Origin of the sequence: Bradyrhizobium sp. CCBAU 11434, from assembly GCF_028128895.1 — a bacterium.
Classification (GTDB): domain Bacteria; phylum Pseudomonadota; class Alphaproteobacteria; order Rhizobiales; family Xanthobacteraceae; genus Bradyrhizobium; species Bradyrhizobium zhengyangense.
The window spans coordinates 39836-65419 of record NZ_LBJX01000092.1 but is presented as its reverse complement, the minus strand read 5'-3'; the positions used below and the strand labels follow the sequence as shown (position 1 = coordinate 65419).

35 protein-coding genes are annotated in these 25584 nt (G+C 63.7%); 2 read left to right on the top strand and 33 right to left on the bottom strand.

Annotated elements, in window-relative coordinates:
* Positions 1–47: 47 nt before the first annotated feature.
* Both XI06_RS23325 and XI06_RS23320 read right to left on the bottom strand, forming a co-directional pair.
* Positions 48–1385, bottom strand: a complete 1338-nt coding sequence (locus tag XI06_RS23325; protein ID WP_237861461.1) for a replication-associated recombination protein A — start codon at positions 1383–1385, stop codon at positions 48–50.
* Positions 1382–2788 (bottom strand): DegQ family serine endoprotease, encoded by a 1407-nt coding sequence (locus tag XI06_RS23320; protein ID WP_237861460.1) that lies wholly within the window; start codon positions 2786–2788, stop codon positions 1382–1384. Before XI06_RS23320 ends, XI06_RS23325 begins: the two co-directional genes overlap by 4 nt.
* Positions 2789–3103: 315 nt before the next feature.
* On the opposite strand from XI06_RS23320, the gene XI06_RS23315 reads away from it, so the two are divergent.
* A complete protein-coding gene (locus XI06_RS23315; RefSeq protein ID WP_237861459.1) occupies positions 3104–4735 on the top strand; it encodes an OprO/OprP family phosphate-selective porin in 1632 nt (543 codons plus the stop codon).
* 37 nt (positions 4736–4772) lie between these two features.
* Here the strand turns inward: XI06_RS23315 and XI06_RS23310 are convergent, their stop codons facing one another.
* Positions 4773–5150, bottom strand: a complete 378-nt coding sequence (locus XI06_RS23310; protein WP_237861457.1) for a winged helix-turn-helix transcriptional regulator — start codon at positions 5148–5150, stop codon at positions 4773–4775.
* A gap of 122 nt (positions 5151–5272) precedes the next feature.
* Between XI06_RS23310 and XI06_RS23305 the strand changes: the two genes are divergently transcribed.
* Positions 5273–6286 (top strand): zinc-binding alcohol dehydrogenase family protein, encoded by a 1014-nt coding sequence (locus XI06_RS23305; protein ID WP_237861456.1) that lies wholly within the window; start codon positions 5273–5275, stop codon positions 6284–6286.
* Between the two features lie 137 nt (positions 6287–6423).
* Here XI06_RS23305 and hisC read toward each other — a convergent pair whose 3' ends face one another.
* The 30 genes from hisC to rplD all read right to left on the bottom strand — a co-directional run bounded on the left by hisC (position 6424) and on the right by rplD (position 25583).
* A complete protein-coding gene (gene hisC / locus XI06_RS23300; RefSeq protein WP_271606589.1) occupies positions 6424–7497 on the bottom strand; it encodes a histidinol-phosphate transaminase in 1074 nt (357 codons plus the stop codon).
* On the bottom strand, positions 7494–8810 hold the full coding sequence (locus XI06_RS23295; protein WP_237873558.1) for a chloride channel protein: 1317 nt from the start codon (positions 8808–8810) through the stop codon (positions 7494–7496). The genes hisC and XI06_RS23295 overlap by 4 nt, the downstream gene beginning before the upstream one ends.
* 94 nt (positions 8811–8904) lie before the next feature.
* Positions 8905–9693: an SDR family NAD(P)-dependent oxidoreductase gene (locus tag XI06_RS23290; RefSeq protein WP_271606588.1), complete on the bottom strand. Its 789-nt coding sequence runs from the start codon at positions 9691–9693 to the stop codon at positions 8905–8907.
* Positions 9694–9774: 81 nt separating this feature from the next.
* Positions 9775–10611, bottom strand: coding sequence for a c-type cytochrome (locus XI06_RS23285; protein WP_237861452.1), 837 nt, complete (start codon positions 10609–10611; stop codon positions 9775–9777).
* A gap of 124 nt (positions 10612–10735) precedes the next feature.
* Positions 10736–11152, bottom strand: coding sequence for a 50S ribosomal protein L17 (gene rplQ / locus XI06_RS23280; RefSeq protein WP_057745449.1), 417 nt, complete (start codon positions 11150–11152; stop codon positions 10736–10738).
* Between the two features lie 121 nt (positions 11153–11273).
* Positions 11274–12305, bottom strand: coding sequence for a DNA-directed RNA polymerase subunit alpha (locus XI06_RS23275; RefSeq protein ID WP_097658748.1), 1032 nt, complete (start codon positions 12303–12305; stop codon positions 11274–11276).
* 112 nt (positions 12306–12417) lie between these two features.
* Entirely contained in the window at positions 12418–12807 is a 390-nt protein-coding gene (gene rpsK / locus XI06_RS23270) for a 30S ribosomal protein S11 (RefSeq protein ID WP_007603045.1), read from the bottom strand.
* Between the two features lie 122 nt (positions 12808–12929).
* Positions 12930–13298: a 30S ribosomal protein S13 gene (gene rpsM / locus XI06_RS23265; protein ID WP_014494511.1), complete on the bottom strand. Its 369-nt coding sequence runs from the start codon at positions 13296–13298 to the stop codon at positions 12930–12932.
* A gap of 188 nt (positions 13299–13486) precedes the next feature.
* A complete protein-coding gene (locus XI06_RS23260) occupies positions 13487–14341 on the bottom strand; it encodes an adenylate kinase (RefSeq protein ID WP_237861450.1) in 855 nt (284 codons plus the stop codon).
* Positions 14338–15543: a preprotein translocase subunit SecY gene (locus XI06_RS23255; protein ID WP_237873562.1), complete on the bottom strand. Its 1206-nt coding sequence runs from the start codon at positions 15541–15543 to the stop codon at positions 14338–14340. Before XI06_RS23255 ends, XI06_RS23260 begins: the two co-directional genes overlap by 4 nt.
* 13 nt (positions 15544–15556) lie before the next feature.
* Complete coding sequence (gene secY, locus XI06_RS23250) at positions 15557–16888, bottom strand: preprotein translocase subunit SecY (protein ID WP_237861446.1); 1332 nt, start codon at positions 16886–16888, stop codon at positions 15557–15559.
* Positions 16889–17039: 151 nt separating this feature from the next.
* On the bottom strand, positions 17040–17525 hold the full coding sequence (gene rplO / locus XI06_RS23245; RefSeq protein WP_128951226.1) for a 50S ribosomal protein L15: 486 nt from the start codon (positions 17523–17525) through the stop codon (positions 17040–17042).
* A gap of 75 nt (positions 17526–17600) precedes the next feature.
* Positions 17601–17795 carry a 50S ribosomal protein L30 gene (gene rpmD, locus XI06_RS23240; RefSeq protein ID WP_063682061.1) on the bottom strand — a complete coding sequence of 65 codons (195 nt, stop codon included), beginning with the start codon at positions 17793–17795 and terminating at the stop codon, positions 17601–17603.
* 25 nt (positions 17796–17820) lie between these two features.
* Positions 17821–18414 carry a 30S ribosomal protein S5 gene (gene rpsE / locus XI06_RS23235; protein ID WP_057745465.1) on the bottom strand — a complete coding sequence of 198 codons (594 nt, stop codon included), beginning with the start codon at positions 18412–18414 and terminating at the stop codon, positions 17821–17823.
* Between the two features lie 44 nt (positions 18415–18458).
* Entirely contained in the window at positions 18459–18821 is a 363-nt protein-coding gene (rplR, locus tag XI06_RS23230) for a 50S ribosomal protein L18 (RefSeq protein ID WP_007603036.1), read from the bottom strand.
* An 11-nt stretch (positions 18822–18832) separates the two neighbouring features.
* Positions 18833–19366 (bottom strand): 50S ribosomal protein L6, encoded by a 534-nt coding sequence (gene rplF, locus XI06_RS23225; protein ID WP_237861445.1) that lies wholly within the window; start codon positions 19364–19366, stop codon positions 18833–18835.
* A 16-nt stretch (positions 19367–19382) separates the two neighbouring features.
* Complete coding sequence (gene rpsH / locus XI06_RS23220) at positions 19383–19781, bottom strand: 30S ribosomal protein S8 (RefSeq protein WP_057745471.1); 399 nt, start codon at positions 19779–19781, stop codon at positions 19383–19385.
* A gap of 14 nt (positions 19782–19795) precedes the next feature.
* Positions 19796–20101, bottom strand: a complete 306-nt coding sequence (gene rpsN / locus XI06_RS23215; protein WP_027535302.1) for a 30S ribosomal protein S14 — start codon at positions 20099–20101, stop codon at positions 19796–19798.
* Between the two features lie 46 nt (positions 20102–20147).
* Entirely contained in the window at positions 20148–20705 is a 558-nt protein-coding gene (gene rplE / locus XI06_RS23210; protein ID WP_128966828.1) for a 50S ribosomal protein L5, read from the bottom strand.
* Positions 20698–21012, bottom strand: coding sequence for a 50S ribosomal protein L24 (gene rplX, locus XI06_RS23205; RefSeq protein ID WP_007603031.1), 315 nt, complete (start codon positions 21010–21012; stop codon positions 20698–20700). Before rplX ends, rplE begins: the two co-directional genes overlap by 8 nt.
* On the bottom strand, positions 21012–21380 hold the full coding sequence (gene rplN, locus XI06_RS23200) for a 50S ribosomal protein L14 (RefSeq protein WP_008549246.1): 369 nt from the start codon (positions 21378–21380) through the stop codon (positions 21012–21014). Before rplN ends, rplX begins: the two co-directional genes overlap by 1 nt.
* Before the next feature lie 84 nt (positions 21381–21464).
* On the bottom strand, positions 21465–21713 hold the full coding sequence (gene rpsQ, locus XI06_RS23195; RefSeq protein WP_057745481.1) for a 30S ribosomal protein S17: 249 nt from the start codon (positions 21711–21713) through the stop codon (positions 21465–21467).
* 13 nt (positions 21714–21726) lie between these two features.
* On the bottom strand, positions 21727–21933 hold the full coding sequence (rpmC, locus tag XI06_RS23190) for a 50S ribosomal protein L29 (RefSeq protein ID WP_027535297.1): 207 nt from the start codon (positions 21931–21933) through the stop codon (positions 21727–21729).
* A 5-nt stretch (positions 21934–21938) separates the two neighbouring features.
* The gene (rplP, locus tag XI06_RS23185; protein ID WP_008136349.1) at positions 21939–22352 is read right to left on the bottom strand and encodes a 50S ribosomal protein L16; all 414 of its coding nucleotides are present in this window, start codon (positions 22350–22352) and stop codon (positions 21939–21941) included.
* A 30-nt stretch (positions 22353–22382) separates the two neighbouring features.
* Complete coding sequence (gene rpsC, locus XI06_RS23180; protein ID WP_237861444.1) at positions 22383–23108, bottom strand: 30S ribosomal protein S3; 726 nt, start codon at positions 23106–23108, stop codon at positions 22383–22385.
* An 18-nt stretch (positions 23109–23126) separates the two neighbouring features.
* Positions 23127–23516, bottom strand: coding sequence for a 50S ribosomal protein L22 (gene rplV / locus XI06_RS23175; RefSeq protein WP_057745488.1), 390 nt, complete (start codon positions 23514–23516; stop codon positions 23127–23129).
* Between the two features lie 10 nt (positions 23517–23526).
* A complete protein-coding gene (gene rpsS / locus XI06_RS23170) occupies positions 23527–23805 on the bottom strand; it encodes a 30S ribosomal protein S19 (RefSeq protein ID WP_007603021.1) in 279 nt (92 codons plus the stop codon).
* A 12-nt stretch (positions 23806–23817) separates the two neighbouring features.
* A complete protein-coding gene (gene rplB / locus XI06_RS23165) occupies positions 23818–24651 on the bottom strand; it encodes a 50S ribosomal protein L2 (RefSeq protein WP_237861443.1) in 834 nt (277 codons plus the stop codon).
* Between the two features lie 12 nt (positions 24652–24663).
* Positions 24664–24966, bottom strand: a complete 303-nt coding sequence (locus XI06_RS23160) for a 50S ribosomal protein L23 (RefSeq protein WP_237861442.1) — start codon at positions 24964–24966, stop codon at positions 24664–24666.
* Complete coding sequence (gene rplD / locus XI06_RS23155; protein ID WP_011088150.1) at positions 24963–25583, bottom strand: 50S ribosomal protein L4; 621 nt, start codon at positions 25581–25583, stop codon at positions 24963–24965. The genes XI06_RS23160 and rplD overlap by 4 nt, the downstream gene beginning before the upstream one ends.
* Between the last annotated feature and the right edge of the window lies 1 nt (position 25584).

The following is a 25584-nucleotide window of genomic DNA, read 5'->3' as shown; positions in this document are numbered from 1 at the left end:
CCTGCGTACCCTAAAAGCCGGCTCCCGTCACGGCGAAATGGCCGCCTCTAGCCCGCGCCGCCCCGCTCCTTGCGCAGCTTGGCCCAATAATCCAGCCGCTTCCTGATCTCGCGCTCGAAGCCGCGCTCGGGCGGGTCGTAGAAGGTCTGGCGGCCCAGGGCTTCCGGGAAGTAGTCTTGGCCGGAGAAGGCATCGGGGACATCGTGGTCGTATTCGTAGCCTGAACCGTAGCCTTCCGATTTCATCAGCTTGGTCGGTGAGTTCAGGATGTGCTTTGGCGGCAGCAGCGAGCCAGCCTGTTTTGCCACCTGCATCGCCGTGCCGAACGCGGTGTAGACCGCATTCGATTTCGGCGCTGTGGCGAGATAGACCACCGCTTGCGCGATCGCGAGCTCGCCTTCGGGGTGGCCGAGGAAGTCGAAGGCGTCCTTGGCGGCATTGGCGATGACGAGCGCCTGCGGATCGGCAAGGCCGATATCCTCCACCGCCATGCGCACGACGCGGCGCGCCAGGAACAGCGGGTCCTCGCCGGCGTCCAGCATGCGCGCGAGATAATACAGCGCGGCGTCCGGATCGGAGCCGCGCACCGATTTATGCAGGGCCGAGATCAGGTTGTAATGGCCATCCGCCGATTTGTCGTAGATTGGCGCACGCCGTTGCAGGATGTCCTGCAGCTGCGCGGCATTGAAAATCTCGTCGGCTCGCGCCGAGCGCCAGACCTCTTCGGCGAGCGTCAGCGAAGCTCTGCCATCGCCGTCGGCCATGCGCACCAGCGCCGCCCTCGCCTCGGCATCGAGCGGCAACTTGCGGCCCTCGACCGCCTCGGCATGCGCGAACAGCTTTTCGATCGCGGCCGCATCGAGCGAGCGAAACACCAGGACGCGTGCGCGGGACAAAAGCGCCGCGTTGAGCTCGAAGGACGGGTTTTCCGTGGTGGCGCCGACCATGACGACGGTGCCGTCTTCCATCACGGGCAGAAACGAATCCTGCTGGGCGCGGTTGAACCTGTGCACCTCGTCGACGAACAGCAGCGTGCCCTTGCCCATCTCGCGGCGCGCGCGCGCAGCATCGAAGGCCTTCTTCAAATCTGCTACACCCGAGAAGACCGCCGAGATCTGCTCGAAATGCAGGTCGGTCGCATCCGCGAGCAGCCGCGCCACCGTGGTCTTGCCGGTGCCCGGCGGGCCCCAGAACACCAGCGAGCCCAGCGTGCGCGTCTCCAGCATGCGCGTCAGTGCGCCATCAGGGCCGAGGATGTGATCCTGCCCGACGACCTCCGACAGCGCCCGCGGCCGCAGCCGATCCGGCAGCGGATGCGGGGCATCGTGATCGAGCCCCGCCGCGGCAAAGAGAGTTGGCGTCTCCTGTGGTCGCTTCGGACTCATCCGCCCAGCGTGACGTTGATCTGCTGACCGCCGCGCACCAGCGTGATGCGCCAGAGCCGCTGGCTGACGCCTGCCACCTTCTCGAGGTCGCCGGTCTTGCCGATTTTCTGGTTGTTGACGGCCAGGATGATGTCGCCCTTCTGGAAGCCGACCTGGGCGGCCGGGGAGTCATCACCGAGCTCGGTGATGACGACGCCTTCGGTGTCGGCGTCGAGATGCAGCTCGTCGGCGACCGCCGGCGTGATGGTCGAGACCTTCGCGCCCTGGAACGGCGAGCGCGCGGTGACGACGAGCTCGTTGCGGCCGGTATCGGGGGCAGTCTCGAGCGCGATCGTCAGCTTGAGCGGCTTGCCGCCGCGCTGCAGGTCGATCTGCGCTGACCCGCCGATCGGGCGGGTGGCGAAGCGATAGTCAAACGCGTTGGGATCGTCCACGGCCTGGCCGTCGATCCCGGTGATGAGGTCGGAGGATTTCAACCCGGCCTTCGCCGCAGGCCCATTGGCAACGACGCTCGCGACCAGCGCACCGGTCGGCGAGCGCAGACCGAGGCTCTCCGCGATCTCCGGCGTCACCGCCTGCAACTTCGCGCCAAGCCATGGCCGCTTCACCGCCTTGCCGCCACTCTTGGCAGAGGCGACGACGACCCGAACCATATTGGCCGGGATCGCAAAGCCGATGCCCTGCGAGCCGCCGGAGCGCGAATAGATGGCAGTGTTGATGCCGGCGAGCCGGCCGTTCATGTCGACCAGCGCGCCACCGGAATTGCCGGGATTGATCGCAGCATCAGTCTGGATGAAGAACTGATAGTCGGTGATGCCGACCTGCGTACGCGCTAGCGCCGAGATGATGCCATGGGTCACGGTCTGGCCGACGCCGAAGGGGTTGCCGATCGCCATCACGACGTCGCCGACCATCAGCTCGTCCGAATTGGTGAATTCGAGCGCCGGAAACTTCTCCTTGGTATCCTTCAGACGCAGCACCGCGAGATCGCTGCGGGAGTCCTTCAAGACGATCTCGGCCTCGAACTCGCGCTTGTCCGACAGCGACACCTTCACCTGGTCGGCGCCTTCGATAACATGAACGTTGGTGACGACGAGCCCGGAGGAATCGACGATCACGCCCGAACCCAGTGACCGCTGCACCTGCTCCTGCTGCTGGCCCGGCACGCCGAAGAAACGACGGAAGATCGGGTCGTCCAGCAGCGGGTTGCGGTTCTGCACCACCTTGGCGGCATAAACGTTGACGACCGCCGGCTGCACCCGCTGCACGATCGGCGCATAGGACAGCCGCAGCTCGGCCTGTGACGAGGGCACGCGACGGTCTTGCGCCGCAGCCGGATTGAAGTGGGCCGAAAAGCCTATGCACAATGCCGTGACGACGGCGATCCAGGTCGATCGAAACATTCCTACCTCTTGGAAAAGACGCCGGAATATAGGCGCGTTCGCCTCCCAATAGAAGGGCGCCGGGGAGCAATATTCAGCCCCTTTCCGGTGTGTCCGGCATGCAAGCCCGGCGTGCGAAATCACAATCTGACTTGGGCGGTGGATTGGCATGATGCGCATCATCCTGCATGCTCGTGCCAGGCGGATTCGGTTGCGGCGAATTGGCATCAGTGGGAACCGCAGAGCCGGGCGCGCGCCGTCGCGGGGCAGTCATCGATCACTCTTAGGCTCTCCCGTTGCGACTTGGGGAAGTTCGTCAAAGGATGGAGTCACGACATGAGCAGGACAAGAATGGCAGCCACGGCGATTGGTCTCGCCGGCGTGCTGGCGGCCTCACAGGCCCAGGCTCAATCAGCCAGCAATAGCGAGCAGGAGATCGCACTCCTGAAGCAGCAGTTGAAGATGCTGGAGCAGAAGCTCGACAAGCTCCAGAACCAGACCGCCGCGAACACGGCCGCCACGGCGAAAGCCAGGCAGGAAGCAAAGGCCGAGGCCAAGGCTGAAGCGCGCTCGGAGGCGAAAGCTGCCCTCGCCAACGCCAACGCGGCCATTCCGGTCAAGGGTCCGGTCGCCCCGTCAGGCGTCGTGGTGACGATGCCGAATAACCGGCCGACCATCTGCACCGCGGACGAGCAGAACTGCGTTGCCATCACGAGCCGCGTGCACTGGGATGTCGGCGGCTACAATTACCGCCCCGACACGGCATCAACCGTGCCGCAAAAGCTCGACAGCGGCGAGAACGTTCGCCGGGCGCGTATCGGCATCGTCGGCAAGTTCTTCGGCGACTGGAATTACTCCCTGATCTACGATTTCGGCGGCACGGCCGACGGTTTTGGCGGCACCGGCGCGGCCGGCGGCACCGCTGTCGGCTTCCTGCCGGGCGGCGGCACGTCGGGCATCGAAAACGCCTATCTGAGCTATACCGGCCTCAAGCCATTCGGCGGCAAGATGGCGGTCGAAGCCGGCGTCATGGATATTGCCTGGACGCTCGACGAATCCACCAGCTCCAACGACATCATGTTCATGGAGCGCGCCTCGGCCGGCATCATCGCGCAGAACATCGCAGCCGGTGACTTCCGCTCGGCGGTTGGCACCCGCTGGTGGAATGACCAGCTCTGGATGGGCGCCTACGTTACAGGACCGACCACGGGCGCGATCCACTCCGCCTCCAGCGTCTCCCCGCCCGGAAGCAGCGAGCAATATGGCGCAGTCGCCCGCATCGCCGGCAACCCGGTCAGCGGCAACGGCTACTCCGTGCATGTCGGCGCCGATGCGGAATGGCTGATCCAGCCGCCGCGCAACCTGGTGACGCAGGCGCAGACGCTAACGCTCAGCGACCGGCCCGAGCTGCGGATCGATCCCACGACGTTGATTTCCACCGGTGCGATTGCCAACGTATCGGGCGCGCAGGTCTACGGCGTCGAAGCGGCCGCGACCTATGGCTCGTTTATCGCGCAGGGCGAATATTACTGGTTCAACGTCGACCGCACGGCGAATACGGGCCTGCCGCCGCTCGGCGCGTCGAGCCTGAAATTCGACGGCGGCTACGCGCAGGTCGGCTACGTGCTGACCGGCGAGAGCCGTGCCTACAACGCGGCGAGCGCCTCGTATGGTGGCATCAAGCCGGCCAATCCCTTCTCGCTGGCCGGTGGCGGCTGGGGCGCCTGGGAAATCGCCGGACGCGTGAGCACGATGAATTTGAACGATCAGCTCGCGACCGCCGCAGGCATCGCGGGCGGACGGCAAACCATCTACACCGCGGCGCTGAACTGGTACGTCAACAACAACGTCCGCTTCATGCTCGATTACCTGCATGGCGACATCTCCAAGCAGGCGAGTGCGACCTCCTCGGTGAACACGGGCTCGACGTTCAACGCGGTCGCAATGCGCACGCAGGTCGCGTTCTAGGCGATCCCTTCCGGGAGCGGCACGCCGCTCCCGGATATTACGCTGCGCGCTTTGGCTTCTTCACCACGTCAGGCGGCGGCGCGCAGGACAGCCGCTGCTGGTGGCTCTCGCCCCAGGCTTTGAGAATATCGATCACCGGCCGCAGGCTCTCCCCCAACTCGGAGAGGCAATACTCCACGCGCGGCGGCACCTCGGCATAGACCTTGCGGATGACCAGCTTGTCCTCCTCCAGCGCGCGAAGCTGCTTGGTCAGCATGCGCTGGGTGATGCCCGGCATCATGCGGCGCAGTTCGCCGAAGCGCTGGGTGCCGCTCTGCAAATGATAGAGGATCACGCCCTTCCACTTGCCGTCGATCAAATCCAGCGTCGCCTCGACCGAGCAGCCGGGGCGACGGGCAAAATTGCGCCGTTTCATGCTTGTTTTCCCAATAGTATCCAAACAGGGACTATATCCCCGAACGTACAGTACTTGCCAAATTGGAGCTAGCGGGACAGTTAAGAGCGGCAGGCGAATACGCCATCTGATGGAGACCAGCCATGAAGGCCGTCGGCTACAAGAAGTCGCTTCCGATCGAGGATCAGGACGCGCTGATCGATTTCGAGACTGCCAAACCAGAGCCCAAAGGACGCGACATCCGCGTCGCCGTAAAGGCGATCTCGGCCAATCCGGTCGATTACAAGGTGCGCAAGCGCGCCGCGCCGCCGGAGGGCGAGACCAAGATCTTGGGCTATGACGCCGCCGGCATCGTCGATGCTGTCGGCCCCGACGTCACGCTTTTCAAGCCGGGCGACGAGGTGTTTTACGCAGGCTCGATCCTGCGCCAGGGCACCAATTCCGAATTCCATCTGGTCGACGAACGCATCGTCGGCAACAGGCCGAAGTCGCTCTCATTCGCGCAGGCCGCCGCCCTGCCCCTCACCTCCATTACCGCATGGGAATTGCTGTTCGATCGTCTCGGCGCAGTCCCGGGCAAGAGCGTCGATCCACGCACGCTCCTGATCACCGGCGGCGCCGGCGGTGTCGGCTCGATCCTGATCCAGCTCGCCCGCCGCCTCACCGGCCTCACCGTGGTTGCGACCGCGACGCGGCCGGAGTCACAGAAATGGTGCCTCGATCTCGGCGCGCACGCGGTGATCGATCACGGCAAGCCGATGAAGGAGCAGATCGAGAAACTGAAGCTGCCGCCGGTCGCGCTGGTGGCAAGCCTCACCTTCACCGACCAGCACTACAAGAGCATCGCCGAGTTCATGGCGCCGCAGGGAAAGTTCGGCCTGATCGACGATCCCCCGGAATTCGCCATGAGCACGTTCAAGGGCAAGGCGATCTCGGTACACTGGGAATCGATGTTCACGCGCTCCTCGTTCCAGACGCCTGACATGATCGCGCAACATCACTTGCTGAACGACGTCGCCGATCTCATCGACAAGGGCGTGCTGCGTACCACGCTCGACCAGACTTTCGGCACCATCAACGCGGCTAATCTCAAGCGCGCGCACGCGCTGCTCGAGAGCGGCAAGTCGCGCGGCAAGATCGTGCTGGAGGGGTGGTAGGCGACCACATCGCCGGTGCGTAGGGTGGGCAAAGGCGCCCTTGCGCCGTGCCCACCACCTCGCAACGGCGCGAGAGATGGTGGGCGCGCTTCCGCCTTCGCTCTTCGAGCTACGGCGGACAAGCCGCTTTGCCGACCCTACGATTTCTCGTGTTGTCCCACGATCTCAGCCAACGCCGACAGCAGCCGGTCGATCTGCTCATCCGTTCCGACGGTGATCCGCAAGAAATCCGAGATGCGAGGCGCTGAGAAGTGGCGGACGATCACCGCCTGCTCGCGTAGCGCCGCTGCAAGCGCGGCCCCCTCATACGCGGGATGGCGCGCGAAGACGAAGTTGGCCAGAGACGGCAGCACCTCGAAGCCGGCCGCTTTCAGTCCGCGGGTCAGCCGCTCCCTGCCCTCGATCACGCAAAGGCGGCTCTGTTGGAAATAGGCCTCGTCCGCGATCGACGCGATCGCGCCGGCCTGGGCCGGCCGGCCGAGCGGATATGAATTGAAGCTGTCCTTCACGCGCGTCAGCGCATCGATCAGATCGGCATCGCCGATCGCATATCCGACCCGAAGCCCGGCGAGCGCGCGCGACTTGGACATGGTCTGCACGACCAGCAGATTGCGACGGGACGCGACCAGCGGAATTGCGGTCTCGGCGCCGAAGTCGACATAGGCCTCGTCAACGACCACGGGAATATCGGGATGCTCGTCCAGGAGCGCCGCGATCTCGGCGCGCGACAGCGCGATCCCCGTCGGCGCGTTCGGATTGGGGATGATGATCGCGCCGGCCGGCCGGCGATAATCCGCGATGCGCATCTGCATGGCCTGATCGAGCGGCACGGTCTCATAGTCGATGCCGAACAGACGGCAATAGACCGGATAGAAACTGTAGGTGATATCGGGAAACAGCAGCGGTGCATCGTGCTTCAGCAGCGCGACGAAGGTATGCGCCAGCACCTCGTCCGAGCCGTTGCCGACGAACACCTGCTCCGGTCTCACGCCGTGATAGGCGGCCAGGGCTGCCCGCAGCGCGGTTGCCTGCGGGTCCGGATACAGACGCAGCGTATCGGCTGCCGCGTCGCGGATCGCCTCCAGCGCACGCGGCGACGGGCCGAGCGGATTCTCGTTGGTGTTCAGCTTGACCAGGTCCGCCATGCGCGGCTGTTCGCCCGGCACGTAGGGCTTCAAATCATGCGTCAAGCTGCTCCAGAAACGGCTCATCTTCCCTCCCCCTCGCGCGGACGCGTCGCCCGCTCGACAAAGCCTTTCGCGAGCGCGTGATAGATACCCTCCTCGCAGATCATGCGCGAGACGAAATGCGCGATCAGCGCGGCCGCCATCAGCGGCACGACCATGCCGCGATTGTCGGTCATCTCGGTCACGATCACGAAGGCGGTGATCGGCGCCTGCACGACGCCGGCGAAATACGAGACCATGCCGAGCAGCATGATCGCACCAAGCGGCGCGTCGTGGAAGAACGCGGCGATGTTGCTGCCGATGCCGGCGCCGACGGCGAGCGAAGGCGAAAAGATGCCGCCCGGTATGCCGCTGATCGCGGCGAAGCTCGTCGCCAGCAGCTTGAGCACGCCGAAGTTCTGCGGCAGCGGGGTGCCGTGATCCAGCGCCTCTTTCACCTGCACGTATCCCGTGCCGTAAACTGTATCGCCGGACACCAGGCCGCAAATCGCCACGGCGAAGCCGCAGGCAAAAGCAAACCAGAGTGGGTGGCCCTTGATCGCACGTCCGAGCGGGTTCTTGAAACCGCGCGCCATGGCGATGACAACACGGCTGAACAGGCCGCCGGCGAGGCCGCCGACGACGCCGCAGGCCGGAACGGCCAGCCAGTCGGCGCCACGCGCCAGCGACATCGCGCTGCTGCCGAAATAGGCGTAATTGCCGGCCAGCGCGAGCGACGTCAGGCCGGCGGCGATGACGGCGGCAATGATCAGGCTGGATGTGCGGGTCTCGAATGCTCGGCTCATCTCCTCGATGCCGAAGACGATTCCGGCGAGCGGCGTATTGAAGGCCGCGGCGACGCCGGCAGCCGCACCGGCCAGGATCAATCCAGGCTGGCGACGCGGCGAGACACGACCGAGCGCGAACATGATGGACGCGCCGACCTGAACGGTCGGCCCTTCCCGCCCCACAGAGCCGCCGCACAGCAACCCGAACAGGGTCAGGATCATCTTGCCGATCGCGATCCGGATCGAGACCAGGCTCTCACGCGCCGCCTGATCGGTCAGATGGCGCGCGGCGATCGCCTGCGGGATGCCGCTGCCCTGCGCATTCGGAAAAAGACGGATGGTCATATAGGCCGACAGCATGAAGCCGAGCGGCGTCACCGCCAGCACGGCATAGCGCGACTTGGCCAGCAGGAGCGCGAAGGCGTGCTGCGCGAGATCGGCCAGCTGCGCCAGCGCCACCGCTGCAGCGCCGACCCCGATCCCGCCGAGCAGAAAGATCGCCCGCCGCTGCCAGCGCGCGGATGTCAGCCTGAACAGGCGCTTGTGGCGGGTCGAGAGGGGCCAGAGCATGGTGGCCCGTTTTAGCCAGTCTCGCCACGAATGAAAGGGGCGCGGGAGCAGAACAGCTAGGCTGGAACTCCCGCTCCCGACGCCCGATGACGGCTTAAGCGATAGTGTTGACGATGCCGCCTTCTGCCCGTAGCGCCGCGCCGTTGGTCGCGGATGCCTCCTTCGAGGCGACATAGACCACCATGTTGGCGATCTCGTCGACGCTGGCAAAACGCTGGATCAGCGAGCTCGGGCGGTGCTGCCTGACGAAATTGGCGGCGGCTTCATCCACCGATTGCCCGTTTTGCCTAGCGAGATCCTTCACGAAAGTCTCGACGCCCTCGGACATGGTCGGGCCAGGCAGCACCGAGTTCACGGTAACGCTGGTACCCTGGGTGAGCTGCGCGAGGCCACGCGCGACCGCGAGCTGGGCTGTTTTGCTCATGCCGTAGTGAATCATCTCGGCGGGAATATTGAGTCCGGACTCGGAGGAGATGAAGACGATGCGGCCCCAGTTGCGCTTCAGCATGCCCTGCATGTAGGCGCGCGACAGCCGCACGCCGCTCATCACGTTGACCTCGAAGAAGCGGCTCCAATCCTCGTCCGGAATCTCGAAGAAGCCCTTCGGCTCGAATATGCCGGCGTTGTTGATGAGGATGTCGACCTCAGGCAGTGCCGCAACGAGCGCCTTGCAACCAGCAGCGGTCGAGACGTCGGCGGCGATGCCTCGCACCTTGCTACCCGTCCCTTCCAGCTTGCGCACAGCGGCATCGACCTTGTCCTGGCCGCGCCCATTGATCACGACGCTCGCACCCGAGCCCGCGAGGCCCTTGGCGATGGCGTGGCCGATGCCGGCGGTCGAGCCGGTGACGAGGGCAGTCTTTCCGGAAAGGTCAATCTTCATCAGTCAATCTCCATTGCTGTTGACGGAGATATCGTGCGCTGCGCACGCAGCTTCAATCGTCCCTCACCGACGCGTGAGGTTTCAGCTTTTCGGCGGTAGCGTTCGGACGAACGCGACGATGGCATCGAGATCCTGGGCCGTCATGGTGGCGTAGCCAGCATAAGCCATCGGCGGCTTGAGCTTGCGACCATCGCGCGCGACGCCTTGCGTAATCGCACGTTTGATTTCGTCGTCGCTCCACTGCCCGATGCCGGCCGCAGGATCCGAGGTGATGTTGGGCGAGACAGATTCGCCCCACGGCCCCCTGAAGGTGCGTCCACCCTTCCCGCTGGCATCAGCGAAGTCGTGCACGACGGACCGGCCCTCCGGCGTGTGGCATTCGAGGCAATGGGCGATGGTCAGGAGGTAGCGGCCGCGGGCAAGCTTGTCGGCCAGCTCCGCCTCGGTCGCCTGCTTGCCCGCATAGGTCGGCATTTCTGGCTTCAGTGAGATCTTGTATTCCGGCGCCGGCGTCTCGCGATGCACCGATGGCACCGAGCGCAAGTAGGCAGTGAGTGCATCGAGATCGCGGGTCGTGAGCACCGTGTAGAAGATGGTCGGCATGATCGGCGCAACGGCCGATCCGTTCGGCCTGACGCCGCTGACGAGGAAATGCTTCAGCTCGGCATCGCTCCAGCTGCCGATGCCGGTCTCCTTATCGGGCGTGATGTTGGATGCGGTGACCTTGAAAGCGGGCTCGTCAAAGGTCTGGCCGCCCGAGAGCATGCGCGTCATGTCGAGGCCCTGCGGCCCACGCGGCGTGTGGCAGTTGTTACAGACCATCACGCTGCCAACGAGATAGGCGCCGCGCTCGACCAGCGTCTCGGCTGTAGCGGGCGATATCAGCAGCGCCAGCGCAATCCCAAAGGCGATCCTCATCGAAGCCCCCAATCAAAACGTTCTGTCAAAATCATCGCGTCCGCAGCATGAGAAATGGCTGCGGGATACAAAAAAGCGGCACCCGAGGGCGCCGCTTTCTCAAAAAATTCAAATGCCGTCCGGCTTACGCCGCCTCGGCTTCCTTTGCCTGCACCGGACCTGAGTCCTGGCCCTTGGCATCGACGTCGCGATCGACGAACTCGATCACGGCCATCGCGGCGTTGTCGCCGTAGCGGAAGCCGGCCTTGATGATGCGGGTGTAGCCGCCCTGGCGATCCTTGTAGCGGGGCGCCAGAACATCGAACAGCTTCTTGACCTGGTCCTTGTCGCGCATCTCGGAGATGGCCTGGCGGCGCATGGAGAGGCCGCCCTTCTTGCCGAGAGTGACGAGCTTCTCGACGATCGGACGAAGCTCCTTGGCCTTGGGCAGCGTGGTGACGATCTGCTCGTGCTTGATCAGCGCGGCCGCCATGTTGGCGAACATCGCGCGGCGGTGCTCGGCCGTGCGGTTGAGCTTCCGATGAACCTTGCCGTGACGCATGTGTGGTGTCCTTACTTAAAACTGCCGCGACGGTTCGTCGGACATGTTGCTCAGGTGGGCTGCCTGCGTTCGCCCAATAAAAATCGTGGCCGGATGACTCCGGCCACGACTGTGGAAATACTCAGTAGTGATCCTCGAAGCGCTTGGCGAGCTCGTCGATGTTCTCCGGCGGCCAGCCCGGCACTTCCATGCCGAGATGCAGACCCATCTGGGCCAGCACTTCCTTGATCTCGTTCAGCGACTTGCGACCGAAGTTCGGGGTGCGGAGCATTTCCGCTTCGCTCTTCTGCACGAGGTCGCCGATGTAGACGATGTTGTCGTTCTTCAAGCAGTTGGCCGAACGCACCGACAGCTCGAGCTCGTCCACCTTCTTGAGGAAGGCCGGGTTGAAGGCGAGGTCCGGGATGATTTCCTGGGCGACTTCCTTGCGCGGCTCTTCGAAGTTGACGAACACGTTGAGCTGATCCTGCAGGATGCGGGCGGCGTAGGCCACCGAGTCATCCGGCGAGATCGCGCCGTTGGTCTCGATCGTCATGGTCAGCTTGTCGTAGTCGAGGATCTGGCCCTCGCGGGTGTTCTCGACCTTGTAGGAGACCTTGCGGACCGGCGAGTACAGGCTGTCGACCGGGATCAGGCCGATCGGCGCGTCCTCGGGACGGTTGCGCTCGGCCGGCACGTAGCCCTTGCCGGTGGAGACCGTGAACTCCATGCGGATCTCGGCGCCCTCGTCGAGCGTGCAGATCTGGAGGTCCGGGTTCAGCACGACGACGTCGCCGACGGTCTGGATGTCGCCAGCTGTGACAGTGCCCGGGCCCGACTTCTTCACGACCATGCGCTTGGGGCCTTCGCCCTGCATCTTGATCGCGATGTCCTTGATGTTCAGCACGATGTCGGTGACGTCCTCACGGACGCCAGCGATCGAGGAGAACTCGTGCAGCACGCCGTCGATGTGCACCGACTGCACCGCCGCGCCCTGGAGCGAGGAGAGCAGGATGCGGCGCAGCGCGTTGCCGAGCGTCTGGCCGAAACCACGCTCGAGCGGCTCGGCGACGATGGTCGCGAAACGCGAGGAATCGCTGCCGGGCTGCACCTGGAGCTTGTTCGGCCGAATCAGTTCTTGCCAATTTTTCTGGATCGTCACTGTTTCACCCATACAGGCCAGTCGATTTGAAAATTCAAACACTGGCGTTGGAGAAAGGCCGCAGATCAAACCCGCGGCTTCTTAAAAAAAGCATCGCGGGCACCACAGCGCCCGCAACTTCGTATCAGACGCGCCGACGCTTCCGCGGACGGCAACCGTTGTGCGGGATCGTGGTCACGTCGCGGATCGAGGTGACGGTGAAGCCCGCGGCCTGCAGCGCGCGGAGCGCTGACTCACGGCCCGAACCGGGACCGGCGACTTCGACTTCCAGCGTGCGCATGCCGTGTTCCTGCGCCTTCTTGGACACGTCTTCAGCGGCGACCTGCGCGGCATACGGGGTCGACTTGCGCGAGCCCTTGAAGCCCATCGTGCCGGCGGAAGACCAGGCAATCGTGTTGCCCTGTGCGTCGGTGATGGTGATGGTCGTGTTGTTGAAGGACGAGTTCACGTGCGCGACGCCGGAGGCGATGTTCTTACGCTCACGACGACGAACGCGGGTGGCTTCCTTGCCCATAGAGTACCTTTCCTGGAGATCTCAAACGCCGCCGTAATGCCAGCGGCTACACCTGATGGAACGAAAGGCGCGTGGCGAACGGGTTTCCCCTATCGCCACACGCCGCGATTGGATTCGAAAACTTACTTCTTCTTGCCGGCGATGGCCTTGGCCGGACCCTTGCGCGTACGCGCATTGGTGTGGGTGCGCTGACCGCGCACCGGCAGACCGCGACGATGACGCAGGCCGCGATAGCAGCCGAGGTCCATCAGACGCTTGATGTTGATACCGACTTCACGACGCAGATCACCCTCGACGAGATAGTCGCGGTCGATGACTTCGCGGATCTGGAGCACTTCGGCATCGCTGAGCTGATTGACGCGACGATCCTCGGGGATCTTCACCTTTTCGAGGATCTCACCAGCGATCTTCTGGCCGATGCCATGGATGTACTGGAGCGCGATCAGCACGCGCTTGTTGGTCGGAATGTTCACGCCGGCAATACGGGCCACGGCCTTCTCTCCTGTTGCCGATCCCTCGTCAGGAATCGGGCTTTAAGTGCTTATGTTTCTCGGGCAGGTGTTCACAAACGCGAACACGACGCCCACCCCTAGTCTTCCTGGGGCCCGGCATCGTTTGAAACTATCCGACTTGGATGCGGGGCTTATTAAGGGATTCAGGGGGCTTTCGTCAACCGCCGCTAGCGCTTGGCTCGCTTTTTCGTGACCTTTTTTGCGGCCTTTTTGGCACCCTTTTTGACTGCCGTCTTGGCGGCCTTCTTGACCGATTTCTTGGCAACCTTCTTCGCCGCTTTCTTGGCGCCCTTCACAGCCTTTTTGGCTGATTTCGCCGATTTGGCAGCCTTTTTGGCCGTTTTCGCCGGCTTTTTGGCTACCTTGGCCTTCTTGGCCCCCTTCTTGGCGGGCGCCGCCTTGGCCGCGCTGCGAGCATGGGTCTTGGGCTCGACCGCGCCCAGCGCCAGCAGCTGGCGGTGGATGGCACGGGTGACCTCGTCGATGGCCATCATGCCGTCGATGGTCGAGAGCTTCCGGCGTTCGGAATAGTAGTGAATCAACGGTTCCGTCTGGCTGCGGTAGCTGGCGAGTCGCCTGGTCAGGACCTCCGGGGTGTCGTCGACCCGGACCTCCTCCCCGCGCTCCCGCATCTGGGCGACACGAGTCTCGACGCGGCTCAAAAGTGCACTCTCGTTGACGCGCAGCTCGATCACGGCGTCGAGCTTCATGTGCTTGTGCTTCAGGAGCTCGTCCAGCGCCTCGGCCTGCGGCACAGTGCGCGGGAATCCGTCCAGGATGAAACCATTCTTCGCGTCCGGCTGGTCGATCCGATCGGAGATGATTCCAACCACGATGTCGTCAGGGACGAGACCGCCGCTGGCCATGATCTCCTTGGCCTTGAGCCCGACCGGCGTTCCGGCCGCCACGGCTGCGCGCAACATCTCGCCGGTCGAGAGCTGGACGATGCCATAGCGCTGCACCAGTCGCTGCGCCTGGGTCCCCTTGCCCGACCCTGGCGGTCCAAGAAGTATAATTCTCATCGGCGTACGCCCCCCGGATTGGTGAGCGATAGGTCGCGCACCTGTGTTTGAATGTCGAGAATAGTGCAAACCACAATCAGCGCTGCACCACCACCCATTTTGTAATCTAGCCCATTCCCGTAGGCCAAGAACACCTCCGGAATCAGCGAAATCGCAGTCAAATAGGCCGCACCCAACAGCGTCGTCGACGACACCACGCGGTCGAGATATTCAGCGGTGGCCTCACCCGGCATGACGCCGGGAATCACCCCGCCCTGCCGGGCAAGCGATTCGGCGGCGTTATCGGGATCGACGACAAACGCCGTGTAGACGATTGCGAGCACGAACACGGCAAGCGATCCGACGATGAGATGCGCCGGCCGGCCATAGTGAAGATGCAGATAGACCGCGTTGAGCCAGGGCGTATCGGCAGTGAAGATCCAATCGGCAAAGGCGAGCGGCAAATAGATCAGCCACGGCCCCACCGTGCTGGGCACCAGATAACCGGCGCTGTTGATCTTGATCGGCAGCACTACCGCTCGCGACAGAAGGACGCGCTCACCGACGCGGCGCTCGGCAAATTGCACCGGCACATTCCGCCGCGCGGATTCGACGACGACGATCAGCACGACCATCGCTATCCAAAGCGCCGCATGGCCCAGCACGAGATTGCTGGAAACCGCGCCACGCCGCACCAAGTCGAGAATCGCGGCGAGCTCACCCGGAAGGTCAGGAATGATGGCCACGCTGAGAATCAGCGCGAGGCCGTTGCCGATGCCGCGGCGCGTAATCTGCTCGCTGAGCCAGATCAGAAAGAACACGCCCCCCGTCATCGAGACTGCGGTCGAGAGCACGAACCAGCCGCCGGAATCAGCGGCGATCTCCGGAATCCGCTGAATGGCCGTCGCTATGCCCCAGGCCTGGAACGTGGTGAGCAGCAGGGTGAGAAGCAGCGTGTAGCGCGCGATGCTGGTGCGGCCGCGCTCGCTGGAGCGCTCGATCGCGCTGAGCCGTTTCCAGACCAGCGACAGCAATCGAATGAAGATCGCCGCGCTCAGATAGGGGATGAGACCAAGAGAGAAGATCGACAACCGGGCAAATGCGCCCGGCGGCAGTGCGCCCATCGACGTCGAGACGCCGGTGACCGGGATGTGCGTTCCGAGCCTATAAACGAGAAGCGCGCCGATCGTGATAGCGATGCGGCGCGCGAGCTCGTTCGTCATGTTGCGGTGCGCGCTACCTGCGGCGGCCCCGCAGCTTCGACTTGCGGATCAGGCCTTCGTACTGATGAGCCAGCAGATAGCCCTGCACCTGCGCCACCGTGTCCATGGTGACACTGACAACGATCAGCAACGAGGTGCCGCCGAAATAGAACGGCACCGAGGCGTAGGAGATCAGGATCTCCGGGATCAAGCAGACGATCGCCAGGTAGATCGCACCCAGCACGGTGATGCGCGACAGCACGTAGTCGATATATTCGGCCGTGCGCTCGCCGGGGCGGATGCCCGGGACGAAGCCGCCGTGCTTCTTCAGATTGTCGGCGGTCTCGGTCGGGTTGAACACGATCGCGGTGTAGAAGAAGGCGAAGAACACGATCAGCGCGAGATAGAGGATCAGAAACAGCGGACGGCCGTGGCCGAGCTGGGTGGTGATCCACTGGAACCATTCCGGCCCCTTGCCGGCGTTGAAGTTCGCAACCGTGGTCGGCAGCAGCAGCAGCGAGGACGCGAAGATCGGCGGAATCACGCCCGAGGTGTTGAGCTTGAGCGGCAGATGCGAGGACTGGCCCTCGAACATCTTGTTGCCGACCTGGCGCTTCGGATACTGGATCAGCAGCCGGCGCTGGGCACGCTCCATGAACACGATGAAGGCGATCACAGCGACCGCCATCACGATCACGACCAGGATCAGGCCGGTCGACATCGCACCCTGACGGCCAAGCTCGAGCATGTTGGCGAGCGCCGCCGGCAGCTCGGCAACGATGCCGGAGAGAATGATCAGCGAGATACCGTTGCCGATACCGCGCGAGGTGATCTGCTCGCCCAGCCACATCAGGAACATGGTGCCGCCGGTCAGCGTGATCGCGGTGGAAAGACGGAAGAACATGCCGGGATCGCTGACGACGTTGCCGGCGCCTTCGAGACCGACCGCGATGCCGTAGGACTGGAACGCGGCCAGGATCACCGTCAGATAGCGGGTGTACTGGTTCAGCGTCTTGCGGCCCGCCTCACCTTCCTTCTTCAGCGCCTCGAGCTGCGGCGAGACGGTGGTCAGGAGCTGAATGATGATCGAGGCCGAGATGTACGGCATGATGTTCAGCGCGAAGATCGCCATGCGGTGGATACCGCCGCCGGCGAACATGTTGAACATGCCGAGGATGCCGCCTGCCTGCGACTTGAACACCTGCTCCCAGATGTTGGGATCGATGCCGGGCAGCGGGATGTAGGTGCCGAGCCGATAAACGAGCAGCGCACCCAGCGTGAACCAGATGCGCTTCTTCAGTTCGTCGGCCTTGGCGAACGCGCCGAAATTGAGGTTGGCTGCCAGTTGTTCCGCTGCAGAGGCCATATTGGACTTTCTCCCGCCGCCTTTTGCGCCGTCATACCCGCGGCCGGGCTATTCTAGCGGACGCCGGACATTATCTGGGGCTTCGGCTTCGATAAGTCCATCGTCCCGCATGCGAAAAAGGCCCGCGAGGCGCGGGCCAATGACGCGTTTGTTACGCCGCCTCGCCTTCTTCCTTGGCAGGGGCGAGGATCTTCACCGAACCACCGGCCTTCTCGACCGCTTCGATCGCGGACTTGGTGGCGCCGTGGACTTCGATGTTCAGCTTGGCCTTGAGCTCGCCGCGGCCGAGCAGCCGCAGGCCGGCCTTGGCGCGACGCAGCACGCCCGCCTTCACCAGCGCCTCGACGTTGACGACGCTGCCAGTGTCGAGCTTCTTGGCATCGACCGCATCCTGGAGACGGTCGAGATTGATCTCGGCGTACTCAACGCGGAAGATGTTGTTGAAGCCGCGCTTGGGCAGACGGCGATGCATCGGCATCTGGCCGCCCTCGAAACCCTTGATGCGCACGCCCGAACGCGCGGTCTGGCCCTTGCCGCCGCGGCCGGACTGCTTGCCCTTGCCCGAACCGATGCCACGGCCGACGCGCATGCGCTTCTTGCGCGAGCCGGCGTTGTCGGCGATATCGCTGAGCTTCATCGCCCTGCTCCTTGTGTTTTGCGCATGATCTGGTCCGAAAACCGGGATCCGCCCTTCGGGATCATGCGCGCAATTTTACTTCTCGTCGACGATGCGAACGAGATGGTGAACCTTTTCGATCATGCCGCGGACGGCCGGGGTGTCCGGCAGTTCGCTGACGCGGCCGATCTTGTTGAGCTTGAGCCCGATCAGCGTCGAACGCTGCGAGTGATGGCGGCGGATCGCGCTGCCGGTCTGCTCGAGCTTGATCGTCTTTGCGGCCTTGGCCATCGTGGTCTACTCCGAAAAGCGTTGGTTAGTCCGCCGCCGCCTCGGCATCGCCGCCGATGCGACGACCCTGGAGGGTGGACACCTTGATGTTGCGGCGCGCCGCGACCGAACGCGGTGAGTCCTGGTGCTTCAGCGCATCGAAGGTCGCGCGAACCATGTTGTACGGGTTCGACGAGCCGATCGACTTCGCCACCACGTCCTGGACGCCGAGCGTCTCGAACACGGCGCGCATCGGGCCACCGGCGATGATGCCGGTACCGGCCGGAGCTGCACGCAGGTAGACGCGGCCAGCGCCATGACGGCCGGCGATGTCGTGATGCAGCGTACGACCCTCGCGCAGCGACACGCGGGTCAGGTTGCGCTTGGCGGACTCGGTGGCCTTGCGGATCGCCTCGGGCACTTCGCGCGCCTTGCCATGACCGAAGCCGGCGCGGCCCTTCTGATCGCCGATCACGACCAGCGCAGCGAAACCGAAGCGCTTGCCGCCCTTGACGACCTTGGCCACGCGATTGATGTGGACGAGCTTGTCGACGAACTCGCTGTCGCGCTCCTCGCGCTCCTTGCGTTCACGCCCGCCGCCGCGTTGATCGCGTCCACCACGTTGTTCGCGTTCTGCCATTTTTCCAATCCTTCAGAGGCTTGCGCCTCAATCCTCAAATTCTGTTAGAAGCTCAGCCCGCTCTCACGCGCAGCGTCGGCGAGAGCCTTGACGCGCCCGTGGTAGAGGTAGCTGCCGCGATCGAACACGACTTCCTTGACGCCCTTCTCGGCGGCGCGTTCGGCCAGCAGCTTGCCGACCGCCTTCGCTGCATCGATGTCGGCGCCGGTCTTGCCGCCGTCGCGCATCGACTTCTCGAGCGACGAGGCAGAGGCCAGCGTCTCGCCCTTCAGGTCGTCGATGACCTGGGCGTAGATGTGCTTGGACGAGCGGAACACCGACAGACGCGGACGACCACCACCGGAGCGGCGCAGCTTCAGCCGCACACTCCGCTTGCGCCGGGCATTGGTAACCTTGGCTTTGGACATGACCGGCTCCGTTACTTCTTCTTGCCTTCCTTGCGGAAGATGAATTCGCCCACATACTTCACGCCCTTGCCCTTGTAGGGCTCCGGCGGACGATAGGAGCGGATCTCGGCGGCAACCTGGCCGACGCGCTGAATGTCGCTGCCCGACACCGTGATTTCGGTCGGCTTCGGCACGGCGATCGTGATCCCTTCCGGGATCGCGTAGATCACGTCGTGGCTGTACCCGAGCGCGAGTTGCAGGTTCTTTCCCTGCATCGCGGCGCGGTAACCGACGCCGGTGATCTCAAGCTTCTTCTCGAAGCCCTTGGTGACGCCTTCGACCAGATTCGCGACCTGGGCGCGAGCGGTGCCATACAGCGCCCGCGCGCGATTGGTCTCAGCCCGCGGCTTGACCTTGATCTGGCCGCTCTCGAGCTTCACCTCGACGTCGTCATGGACGACGAACTGAAGCTGGCCCTTCGGGCCCTTCATCTTGACGGTCTGCCCATCGACGGTCGCGGTCACACCGGACGGCACCGCCACAGGCCTTTTGCCAACTCGTGACATGGATCAAAAACCCTTCTCAGAACACCGTGAAGAGGACTTCACCGCCCACGTTCGCTTCACGCGCACTGTGGTCGGCCATGATCCCCTTCGGCGTCGACAACACCGAAATACCGAGCCCGTTATTGACCCGCGGCAGGTTCTTCACCGAGGCGTACACGCGACGCCCTGGCTTGGAGACACGTTCGATCTCGCGGATGACGGGCTCGCCGTCGAAATACTTCAGCTCGATCTCGATCTCGCTGCGGCCCGAGGCGTGCTCGAGGGTGGCGTAACCGCGGATGTAGCCCTCGCTCTTGAGCACTTCGAGGACGTTCTCGCGCATCTTCGAGCCGGGCGTGGAGACCTTGCTCTTGGAGCGCATCTGCGCGTTGCGAATGCGGGTGATCAGATCGCTGATTGGATCGTGCGTAGACATCTAAACGACCCTCCTTACCAGCTCGACTTCACGAGACCCGGGACCATGCCCTTGGAGCCAAGGTCGCGGAGCGCGATACGGGACAGCTTGTTCTTGCGATAGTTCGAGCGCGGGCGGCCCGACAGCTCGCAACGCAGACGAATGCGGGTGGCCGACGAATTGCGCGGCATTTCCGCAAGCTTCAGGGTGGCGGCGAACCGCTCCTCCATCGGCAGCGTCTTGTCGGCGATGATCGCCTTCAACCGCTCGCGCTTCGGGGCGGCGTTCTTCACCATCCGCTTGCGCCGGTTGTTCTTCTCGATTGAACTCTTCTTTGCCATGCTTGGCTCCTGGGTATCCGCGTTTGAGAGGCTTTAGGTCAGCGTCTCACTGCCGGAACGGGAAATTGAAAGCGGTCAACAAGGCCCTCGCCTCTTCGTCGGTCTTGGCCGTGGTGCAGACGGTGATGTCCATACCACGGGCTTCCGTGACCTTGTCGAAGTCGATCTCGGGGAAAATGATGTGCTCCTTGATGCCGAGCGAGTAGTTGCCGCGGCCGTCAAAGCTCTTCGGGTTCAGGCCGCGGAAGTCGCGGACGCGCGGCAGCGCGACCGTCACCAGGCGATCGATGAACTCGTACATACGGGCCTTGCGCAGCGTGACCTTGCAGCCGATCGGCTGATTCTCACGCAGCTTGAAGGTCGCGATCGCGATACGCGAGTAGGTCACGATTGCCTTCTGGCCGGCGATCTGGGTCAGCTCGGCAGCTGCGGTCTCGGCCTTCTTGCGGTCGTTGACGGAATCGCCAACGCCCATGTTCAGCACGACCTTGTCCAGACGCGGAACCTGCATCACGTTCTGATAACCGAACTTCTCGGTCATCGCCGTGCGGATCTTCGCATCGTATTCCGCGCGCAGGCGCGGGGTATAAGCGGCCTCAGCCATCGATCTCAGCTCCCGAGCTCTTGGCGATGCGGACCTTCTTGCCGTCCGCCAGAATCTTGAATCCGACGCGGGTCGGCTTTCCGTCCTTGCCGACATACGCGATGTTGGACAGTTGGATCGGCGACTCCTTCGAGATGATGCCGCCCTCCTGGGCCTGCGTCTGCTTCTGGTGACGCTTGACCATGTTGATGCCGCGCACGAGCGCCGTACCGGCGTCGGGGCGAACTTCAAACACCTCGCCGGTGCGACCCTTGTCGCGGCCGGTCAGCACGACGACCTTGTCGCCCTTGCGGATCTTCGCAGCCATCACAGCACCTCCGGCGCGAGCGAAATGATCTTCATGTGATTTTTCGCACGCAGCTCGCGCGGCACGGGCCCGAAGATACGGGTGCCGACCGGCTCGGCCTGGTTGTTGATCAGGACAGCGGCGTTGCGGTCGAAGCGGATGACCGAACCGTCAGCGCGGCGGATGTCCTTGCGGACACGCACCACGACGGCCTTCATCACGTCGCCCTTCTTCACCTTGCCACGTGGAATGGCTTCCTTGATCGAGACGACAATGATGTCGCCGATCGTCGCGTAGCGGCGCTTGGAGCCTCCGAGCACCTTGATACACATGACACGGCGTGCGCCAGAATTATCGGCCACGTCGAGGTTGGTCTGCATCTGAATCATTGATGCACCTCGTCCTCTTTCTCTTTGCGCCAGCCTAGCCGGCGCTCAACATTTCCCTGAAGTCAGTCGGCCAAGGCCAACAGATCAGGCGCTTTTCTTGTGTTCGCCCCGGATCACGATCCAGCACTTCAACTTCGAAATCGGCTTGGTCTCTTCGATCCAGACCATGTCGCCCGGCTTGAACTCGTTGTTCTCGTCGTGCGCGTGGTAGTTCTTCGAACGACGGATCGTCTTCTTGTAGATCGGGTGCGTGAAGCGGCGATCGACGCGCACCACGACGGTCTTGGCAGTCTTGTCGCTGACGACCACGCCTTGCAAAGTACGTTTCGGCATATCCGTTAGCCCCTTACTTCTTCTTCGCGCGCGCTTGCGCGGCGACGGTCTTGATCCGGGCGATGTCGCGGCGAGCCTCGCGCAGACGCGAGGTGTTCTCGAGCTGCCCGGTGGCACGCTGGAAGCGCAGGTTGAAGCGCTCCTTCTTCAGGTTCAGGACTGCATCGTCCTGCTGGTCGGGGCTCATCGCGCGGATGTCTTCGATCTTCATCTGGGCCATGGCCATTACTCCGCAATGCGCTCGACGAAGCGCGTCTTGATCGGCAGCTTGGCGGCCGCGAGCGTCAGCGCTTCGCGCGCCGTCTGGGTGTTGACGCCGTCGATCTCGAACAGCACCCGGCCCGGCTTGACGCGGGCGACCCACAGTTCCGGCGAACCCTTGCCGGAGCCCATGCGGACTTCGGCCGGCTTCTTCGACACCGGAACGTCGGGGAACACGCGGATCCAGACGCGGCCGGCGCGCTTCATGTGGCGGGTCAGCGCGCGGCGGGCGGCTTCGATCTGGCGCGCGGTGACGCGCTCAGGCTCGGTCGCCTTCAGGCCGAACTGGCCGAACGCCAACGTCGCGCCCGACGACGCAACGCCGTGGATACGGCCCTTATGCGCCTTCCGGAACTTCGTTTTCTTAGGTTGCATCATGGCTTTAAGCCCTCAAATTCCTGTGCTGGATCAGGCCGCAGCCGTATCGCGGCGCTGACGGCCACCACGATCACCACCGCCACCCGTCTCGCCTTCGGCCATTCTCTTGTCCTGGGCCATCGGATCGTGCTCGAGGATCTCACCCTTGAAGATCCAGACCTTGACGCCGCAGGTGCCGAAGGTCGTGAACGCGGTCGCAACGCCGTAATCGATGTCGGCGCGCAGGGTGTGCAGCGGCACGCGGCCTTCGCGATACCACTCCATGCGCGCGATTTCCGCACCGCCCAGACGACCCGAGCAGTTGATGCGGATGCCTTCCGCGCCGAGACGCATCGCCGATTGAACGGCGCGCTTCATGGCACGGCGGAACGCAACGCGGCGCTCCAGCTGCTGGGCGATCGACTCGGCCACCAGCGTCGCATCGAGCTCCGGCTTGCGGATTTCGACGATGTTGATGACGACGTCGGACGAGGTGATGTCCGCGACCTTCTTGCGCAGCTTGTCGATGTCGGCGCCCTTCTTGCCGATCACCACGCCCGGACGAGCCGAGTGGATGGTGACGCGGCACTTCTTGTGCGGACGCTCGATCACGATGCGGGCGACGGCCGCCTGCTTGAGCTCCTTGTGCAGGATCTCGCGGATCTTGACGTCCTCGTGCAGCAGCTTGCCGTATTCCTGCTTGCCGGCGAACCAGCGGGAATCCCAGGTCCGGTTGATGCCGAGACGCAGACCGATCGGATTGATCTTTTGACCCATCGTTTTCTCCTGCGACCCTTAAGCCGCTGCTGCTTCGGCTTCGACCTGACGAACAATGATCGTCAGCTGCGAAAATGGTTTGTAGACACGGCCCGAGCGGCCACGGCCGCGGGCGGCAAAACGCTTCATCACGAGGCCGTTGCCGACGAAGGCCTGCGCTACGACGAGATCATCGACGTCGAGGTCGTGGTTGTTCTCGGCATTGGCGATAGCCGATTCCAGGCACTTCTTCACGTCGACCGCGATCCGCTTGCGCGAGAACTGCAGATCGGCGAGCGCAGCGGAAGCCTTCCGGCCGCGAATGAGCTGGGCGACCAGGTTGAGCTTCTGCGGGCTCACCCGCAGCATCCGGGCGACCGCCTTGGCCTCGTTCTCGGCGAGGCTCCGTTCGCGCTTAGGTTTGCTCATCGTTTAATCCTCAAGCCTTCTTGGCTTTCTTGTCGCCGGAGTGGCCATGGAAGGTCCGGGTCGGCGAGAACTCGCCGAACTTGTGACCGACCATTTCCTCGTTGACGGCCACCGGCACGTGCTTCTGACCGTTGTAGACGCCGAAGGTCAGACCGACGAATTGCGGCAGGATCGTCGAACGACGGCTCCAGATCTTGATGACGTCGTGACGGCCGGACGAGCGGGCGGCATCTGCCTTCTTGAGCAGAGAACCCTCGACGAACGGGCCTTTCCAGACTGAACGAACCATGTCCGGCGTTCCTTACTTCTTCCGCTTGTGGCGGCTTAGGAGAATGAATTTGTTGGTCGACTTGTTGGTGCGGGTCTTCTTGCCCTTGGTCGGCTTGCCCCACGGGGTGACCGGGTGGCGACCGCCCGAGGTACGACCTTCACCACCGCCGTGCGGATGGTCGATCGGGTTCATCGAAACACCGCGGTTATGCGGCTTGCGGCCCAGCCAACGGTTGCGGCCGGCCTTGCCGATCGAGGTATTCATGTGATCCGGGTTCGACACCGCGCCGATCGTGCCGCGGCAACGGCCGTGCACCAGACGCTGCTCACCCGAATTCAGACGGATGATCACGTAGTCCTGATCGCGACCGACGAGCTGGGCATAGGTGCCGGCGGAGCGGGCGAGCTGACCGCCCTTCCCGATCTTGACCTCGATGTTGTGGATGATCGTGCCGACCGGCATGTTGCCAAGCGGCATGACGTTGCCCGGCTTCACGTCGACATAGTTGCCGGCAACCACGGAATCGCCGACCGCCAGACGCTGCGGCGCCAGGATATAGGCCTGGGTGCCGTCTTCGTACTTGACCAGCGCGATAAACGCGGTGCGGTTCGGATCGTATTCCAGCCGCTCAACGGTCGCGGGCGCGTCGACCTTGTCGCGCTTGAAGTCGACAATGCGGAGGGTCTGCTTGTGACCGCCGCCGCGGAAGCGCACGGTGATGCGACCGGTATTGTTGCGACCGCCCGAGGAGTGCTTGCCTTCGGTGAGCGCCTTGACCGGCTTGCCCTTGTAGAGGGCCGAACGATCGACCATGACCAGCTGGCGCTGGCCCGGTGTCGTGGGATTGAATTTCTTCAGTGCCATCGTCGTGCGACCTTACAGACCGGTGGTCACGTCGATCCGATGACCCTCTTCGAGGGTCACGATCGCGCGCTTGGTGTTCGACTGCGAACCGAGATTGCCGCGGAAGACCTTGGTCTTGCCCTTGCGGACCAGCGTGTTGACGCTCTTGACCTTGACGTCGAACAGCTTCTCGATTGCTTCCTTGATCTGCGGCTTGGTCGCCTTCGCGGCCACCTTGAACAGGACCTTGTTGTGCTCGGACGCCAGCGTCGCCTTTTCGGTGACGACCGGTGCGACGATCACGTCATAATGCCGAGGCTCGATGTTCTTGCTCATTTGAAGCGCGCCTCCAGCGCATCGATGGCGGCCTTGGTCAGAACGAGCTTCTGACGGCGCAGGATGTCATAGACGTTGATGCCCTGGATCGGCAGCACGTCCATGTTCGGGATGTTGCGGGCCGCAGCGGCGAAGCCGTTGTTGAGCTCGGCACCGTCGATGATCAGCGCGTTGGTGAGCCCGAGGCCCGAGAAGTGACCGAGCAGCGCCTTGGTCTTGGCGGCTTCCAGCGCGGCCTTGTCGATCACGAGCAGATCGCCGTCCTTGGCCTTGGCCGACAGCGCATGCTTCAGAGCGAGCGCACGGACCTTCTTCGGCAGGTCGGTCGCGTGCGAACGCACGACCGGTCCGAAGGCACGACCGCCGCCGCGGAACTGCGGCACGCGGGCCGAGCCGTGACGAGCACCGCCGGTGCCCTTCTGCTTGTACATCTTCTTGCCGGTGCGCCAGATCTCGGCGCGACCCTTGGCCTTGTGCGTGCCGGCCTGACGCTTGTTGAGCTGCCACTGCACGCAACGCGCAATGATGTCCTGGCGCGGCTCAAGGCCGAAAATGGCGTCGGACAGCTGGACCGAGCCCGCTTCCTTACCTTCGAGGGTGGTGACCTTTAGTTCCATC

Coding starts and splice junctions, on each gene's coding strand:
- XI06_RS23325 (WP_237861461.1), bottom strand. CDS start 1,385: ATGAGTCCGAAGCGACCACAGGAGACGCCAACTCTCTTTGCCGCGGCG.
- XI06_RS23320 (WP_237861460.1), bottom strand. CDS start 2,788: ATGTTTCGATCGACCTGGATCGCCGTCGTCACGGCATTGTGCATAGGC.
- XI06_RS23315 (WP_237861459.1), top strand. CDS start 3,104: ATGAGCAGGACAAGAATGGCAGCCACGGCGATTGGTCTCGCCGGCGTG.
- XI06_RS23310 (WP_237861457.1), bottom strand. CDS start 5,150: ATGAAACGGCGCAATTTTGCCCGTCGCCCCGGCTGCTCGGTCGAGGCG.
- XI06_RS23305 (WP_237861456.1), top strand. CDS start 5,273: ATGAAGGCCGTCGGCTACAAGAAGTCGCTTCCGATCGAGGATCAGGAC.
- hisC (WP_271606589.1), bottom strand. CDS start 7,497: ATGAGCCGTTTCTGGAGCAGCTTGACGCATGATTTGAAGCCCTACGTG.
- XI06_RS23295 (WP_237873558.1), bottom strand. CDS start 8,810: ATGCTCTGGCCCCTCTCGACCCGCCACAAGCGCCTGTTCAGGCTGACA.
- XI06_RS23290 (WP_271606588.1), bottom strand. CDS start 9,693: ATGAAGATTGACCTTTCCGGAAAGACTGCCCTCGTCACCGGCTCGACC.
- XI06_RS23285 (WP_237861452.1), bottom strand. CDS start 10,611: ATGAGGATCGCCTTTGGGATTGCGCTGGCGCTGCTGATATCGCCCGCT.
- rplQ (WP_057745449.1), bottom strand. CDS start 11,152: ATGCGTCACGGCAAGGTTCATCGGAAGCTCAACCGCACGGCCGAGCAC.
- XI06_RS23275 (WP_097658748.1), bottom strand. CDS start 12,305: ATGGGTGAAACAGTGACGATCCAGAAAAATTGGCAAGAACTGATTCGG.
- rpsK (WP_007603045.1), bottom strand. CDS start 12,807: ATGGGCAAGGAAGCCACCCGCGTTCGTCGTCGTGAGCGTAAGAACATC.
- XI06_RS23260 (WP_237861450.1), bottom strand. CDS start 14,341: ATGAGAATTATACTTCTTGGACCGCCAGGGTCGGGCAAGGGGACCCAG.
- XI06_RS23255 (WP_237873562.1), bottom strand. CDS start 15,543: ATGACGAACGAGCTCGCGCGCCGCATCGCTATCACGATCGGCGCGCTT.
- secY (WP_237861446.1), bottom strand. CDS start 16,888: ATGGCCTCTGCAGCGGAACAACTGGCAGCCAACCTCAATTTCGGCGCG.
- rplO (WP_128951226.1), bottom strand. CDS start 17,525: ATGAAGCTCAGCGATATCGCCGACAACGCCGGCTCGCGCAAGAAGCGC.
- rpmD (WP_063682061.1), bottom strand. CDS start 17,795: ATGGCCAAGGCCGCAAAGACGATCAAGCTCGAGCAGACCGGCAGCGCG.
- rpsE (WP_057745465.1), bottom strand. CDS start 18,414: ATGGCAGAACGCGAACAACGTGGTGGACGCGATCAACGCGGCGGCGGG.
- rplR (WP_007603036.1), bottom strand. CDS start 18,821: ATGTCCAAAGCCAAGGTTACCAATGCCCGGCGCAAGCGGAGTGTGCGG.
- rplF (WP_237861445.1), bottom strand. CDS start 19,366: ATGTCACGAGTTGGCAAAAGGCCTGTGGCGGTGCCGTCCGGTGTGACC.
- rpsH (WP_057745471.1), bottom strand. CDS start 19,781: ATGTCTACGCACGATCCAATCAGCGATCTGATCACCCGCATTCGCAAC.
- rpsN (WP_027535302.1), bottom strand. CDS start 20,101: ATGGCAAAGAAGAGTTCAATCGAGAAGAACAACCGGCGCAAGCGGATG.
- rplE (WP_128966828.1), bottom strand. CDS start 20,705: ATGGCTGAGGCCGCTTATACCCCGCGCCTGCGCGCGGAATACGATGCG.
- rplX (WP_007603031.1), bottom strand. CDS start 21,012: ATGGCTGCGAAGATCCGCAAGGGCGACAAGGTCGTCGTGCTGACCGGC.
- rplN (WP_008549246.1), bottom strand. CDS start 21,380: ATGATTCAGATGCAGACCAACCTCGACGTGGCCGATAATTCTGGCGCA.
- rpsQ (WP_057745481.1), bottom strand. CDS start 21,713: ATGCCGAAACGTACTTTGCAAGGCGTGGTCGTCAGCGACAAGACTGCC.
- rpmC (WP_027535297.1), bottom strand. CDS start 21,933: ATGGCCCAGATGAAGATCGAAGACATCCGCGCGATGAGCCCCGACCAG.
- rplP (WP_008136349.1), bottom strand. CDS start 22,352: ATGATGCAACCTAAGAAAACGAAGTTCCGGAAGGCGCATAAGGGCCGT.
- rpsC (WP_237861444.1), bottom strand. CDS start 23,108: ATGGGTCAAAAGATCAATCCGATCGGTCTGCGTCTCGGCATCAACCGG.
- rplV (WP_057745488.1), bottom strand. CDS start 23,516: ATGAGCAAACCTAAGCGCGAACGGAGCCTCGCCGAGAACGAGGCCAAG.
- rpsS (WP_007603021.1), bottom strand. CDS start 23,805: ATGGTTCGTTCAGTCTGGAAAGGCCCGTTCGTCGAGGGTTCTCTGCTC.
- rplB (WP_237861443.1), bottom strand. CDS start 24,651: ATGGCACTGAAGAAATTCAATCCCACGACACCGGGCCAGCGCCAGCTG.
- XI06_RS23160 (WP_237861442.1), bottom strand. CDS start 24,966: ATGAGCAAGAACATCGAGCCTCGGCATTATGACGTGATCGTCGCACCG.
- rplD (WP_011088150.1), bottom strand. CDS start 25,583: ATGGAACTAAAGGTCACCACCCTCGAAGGTAAGGAAGCGGGCTCGGTC.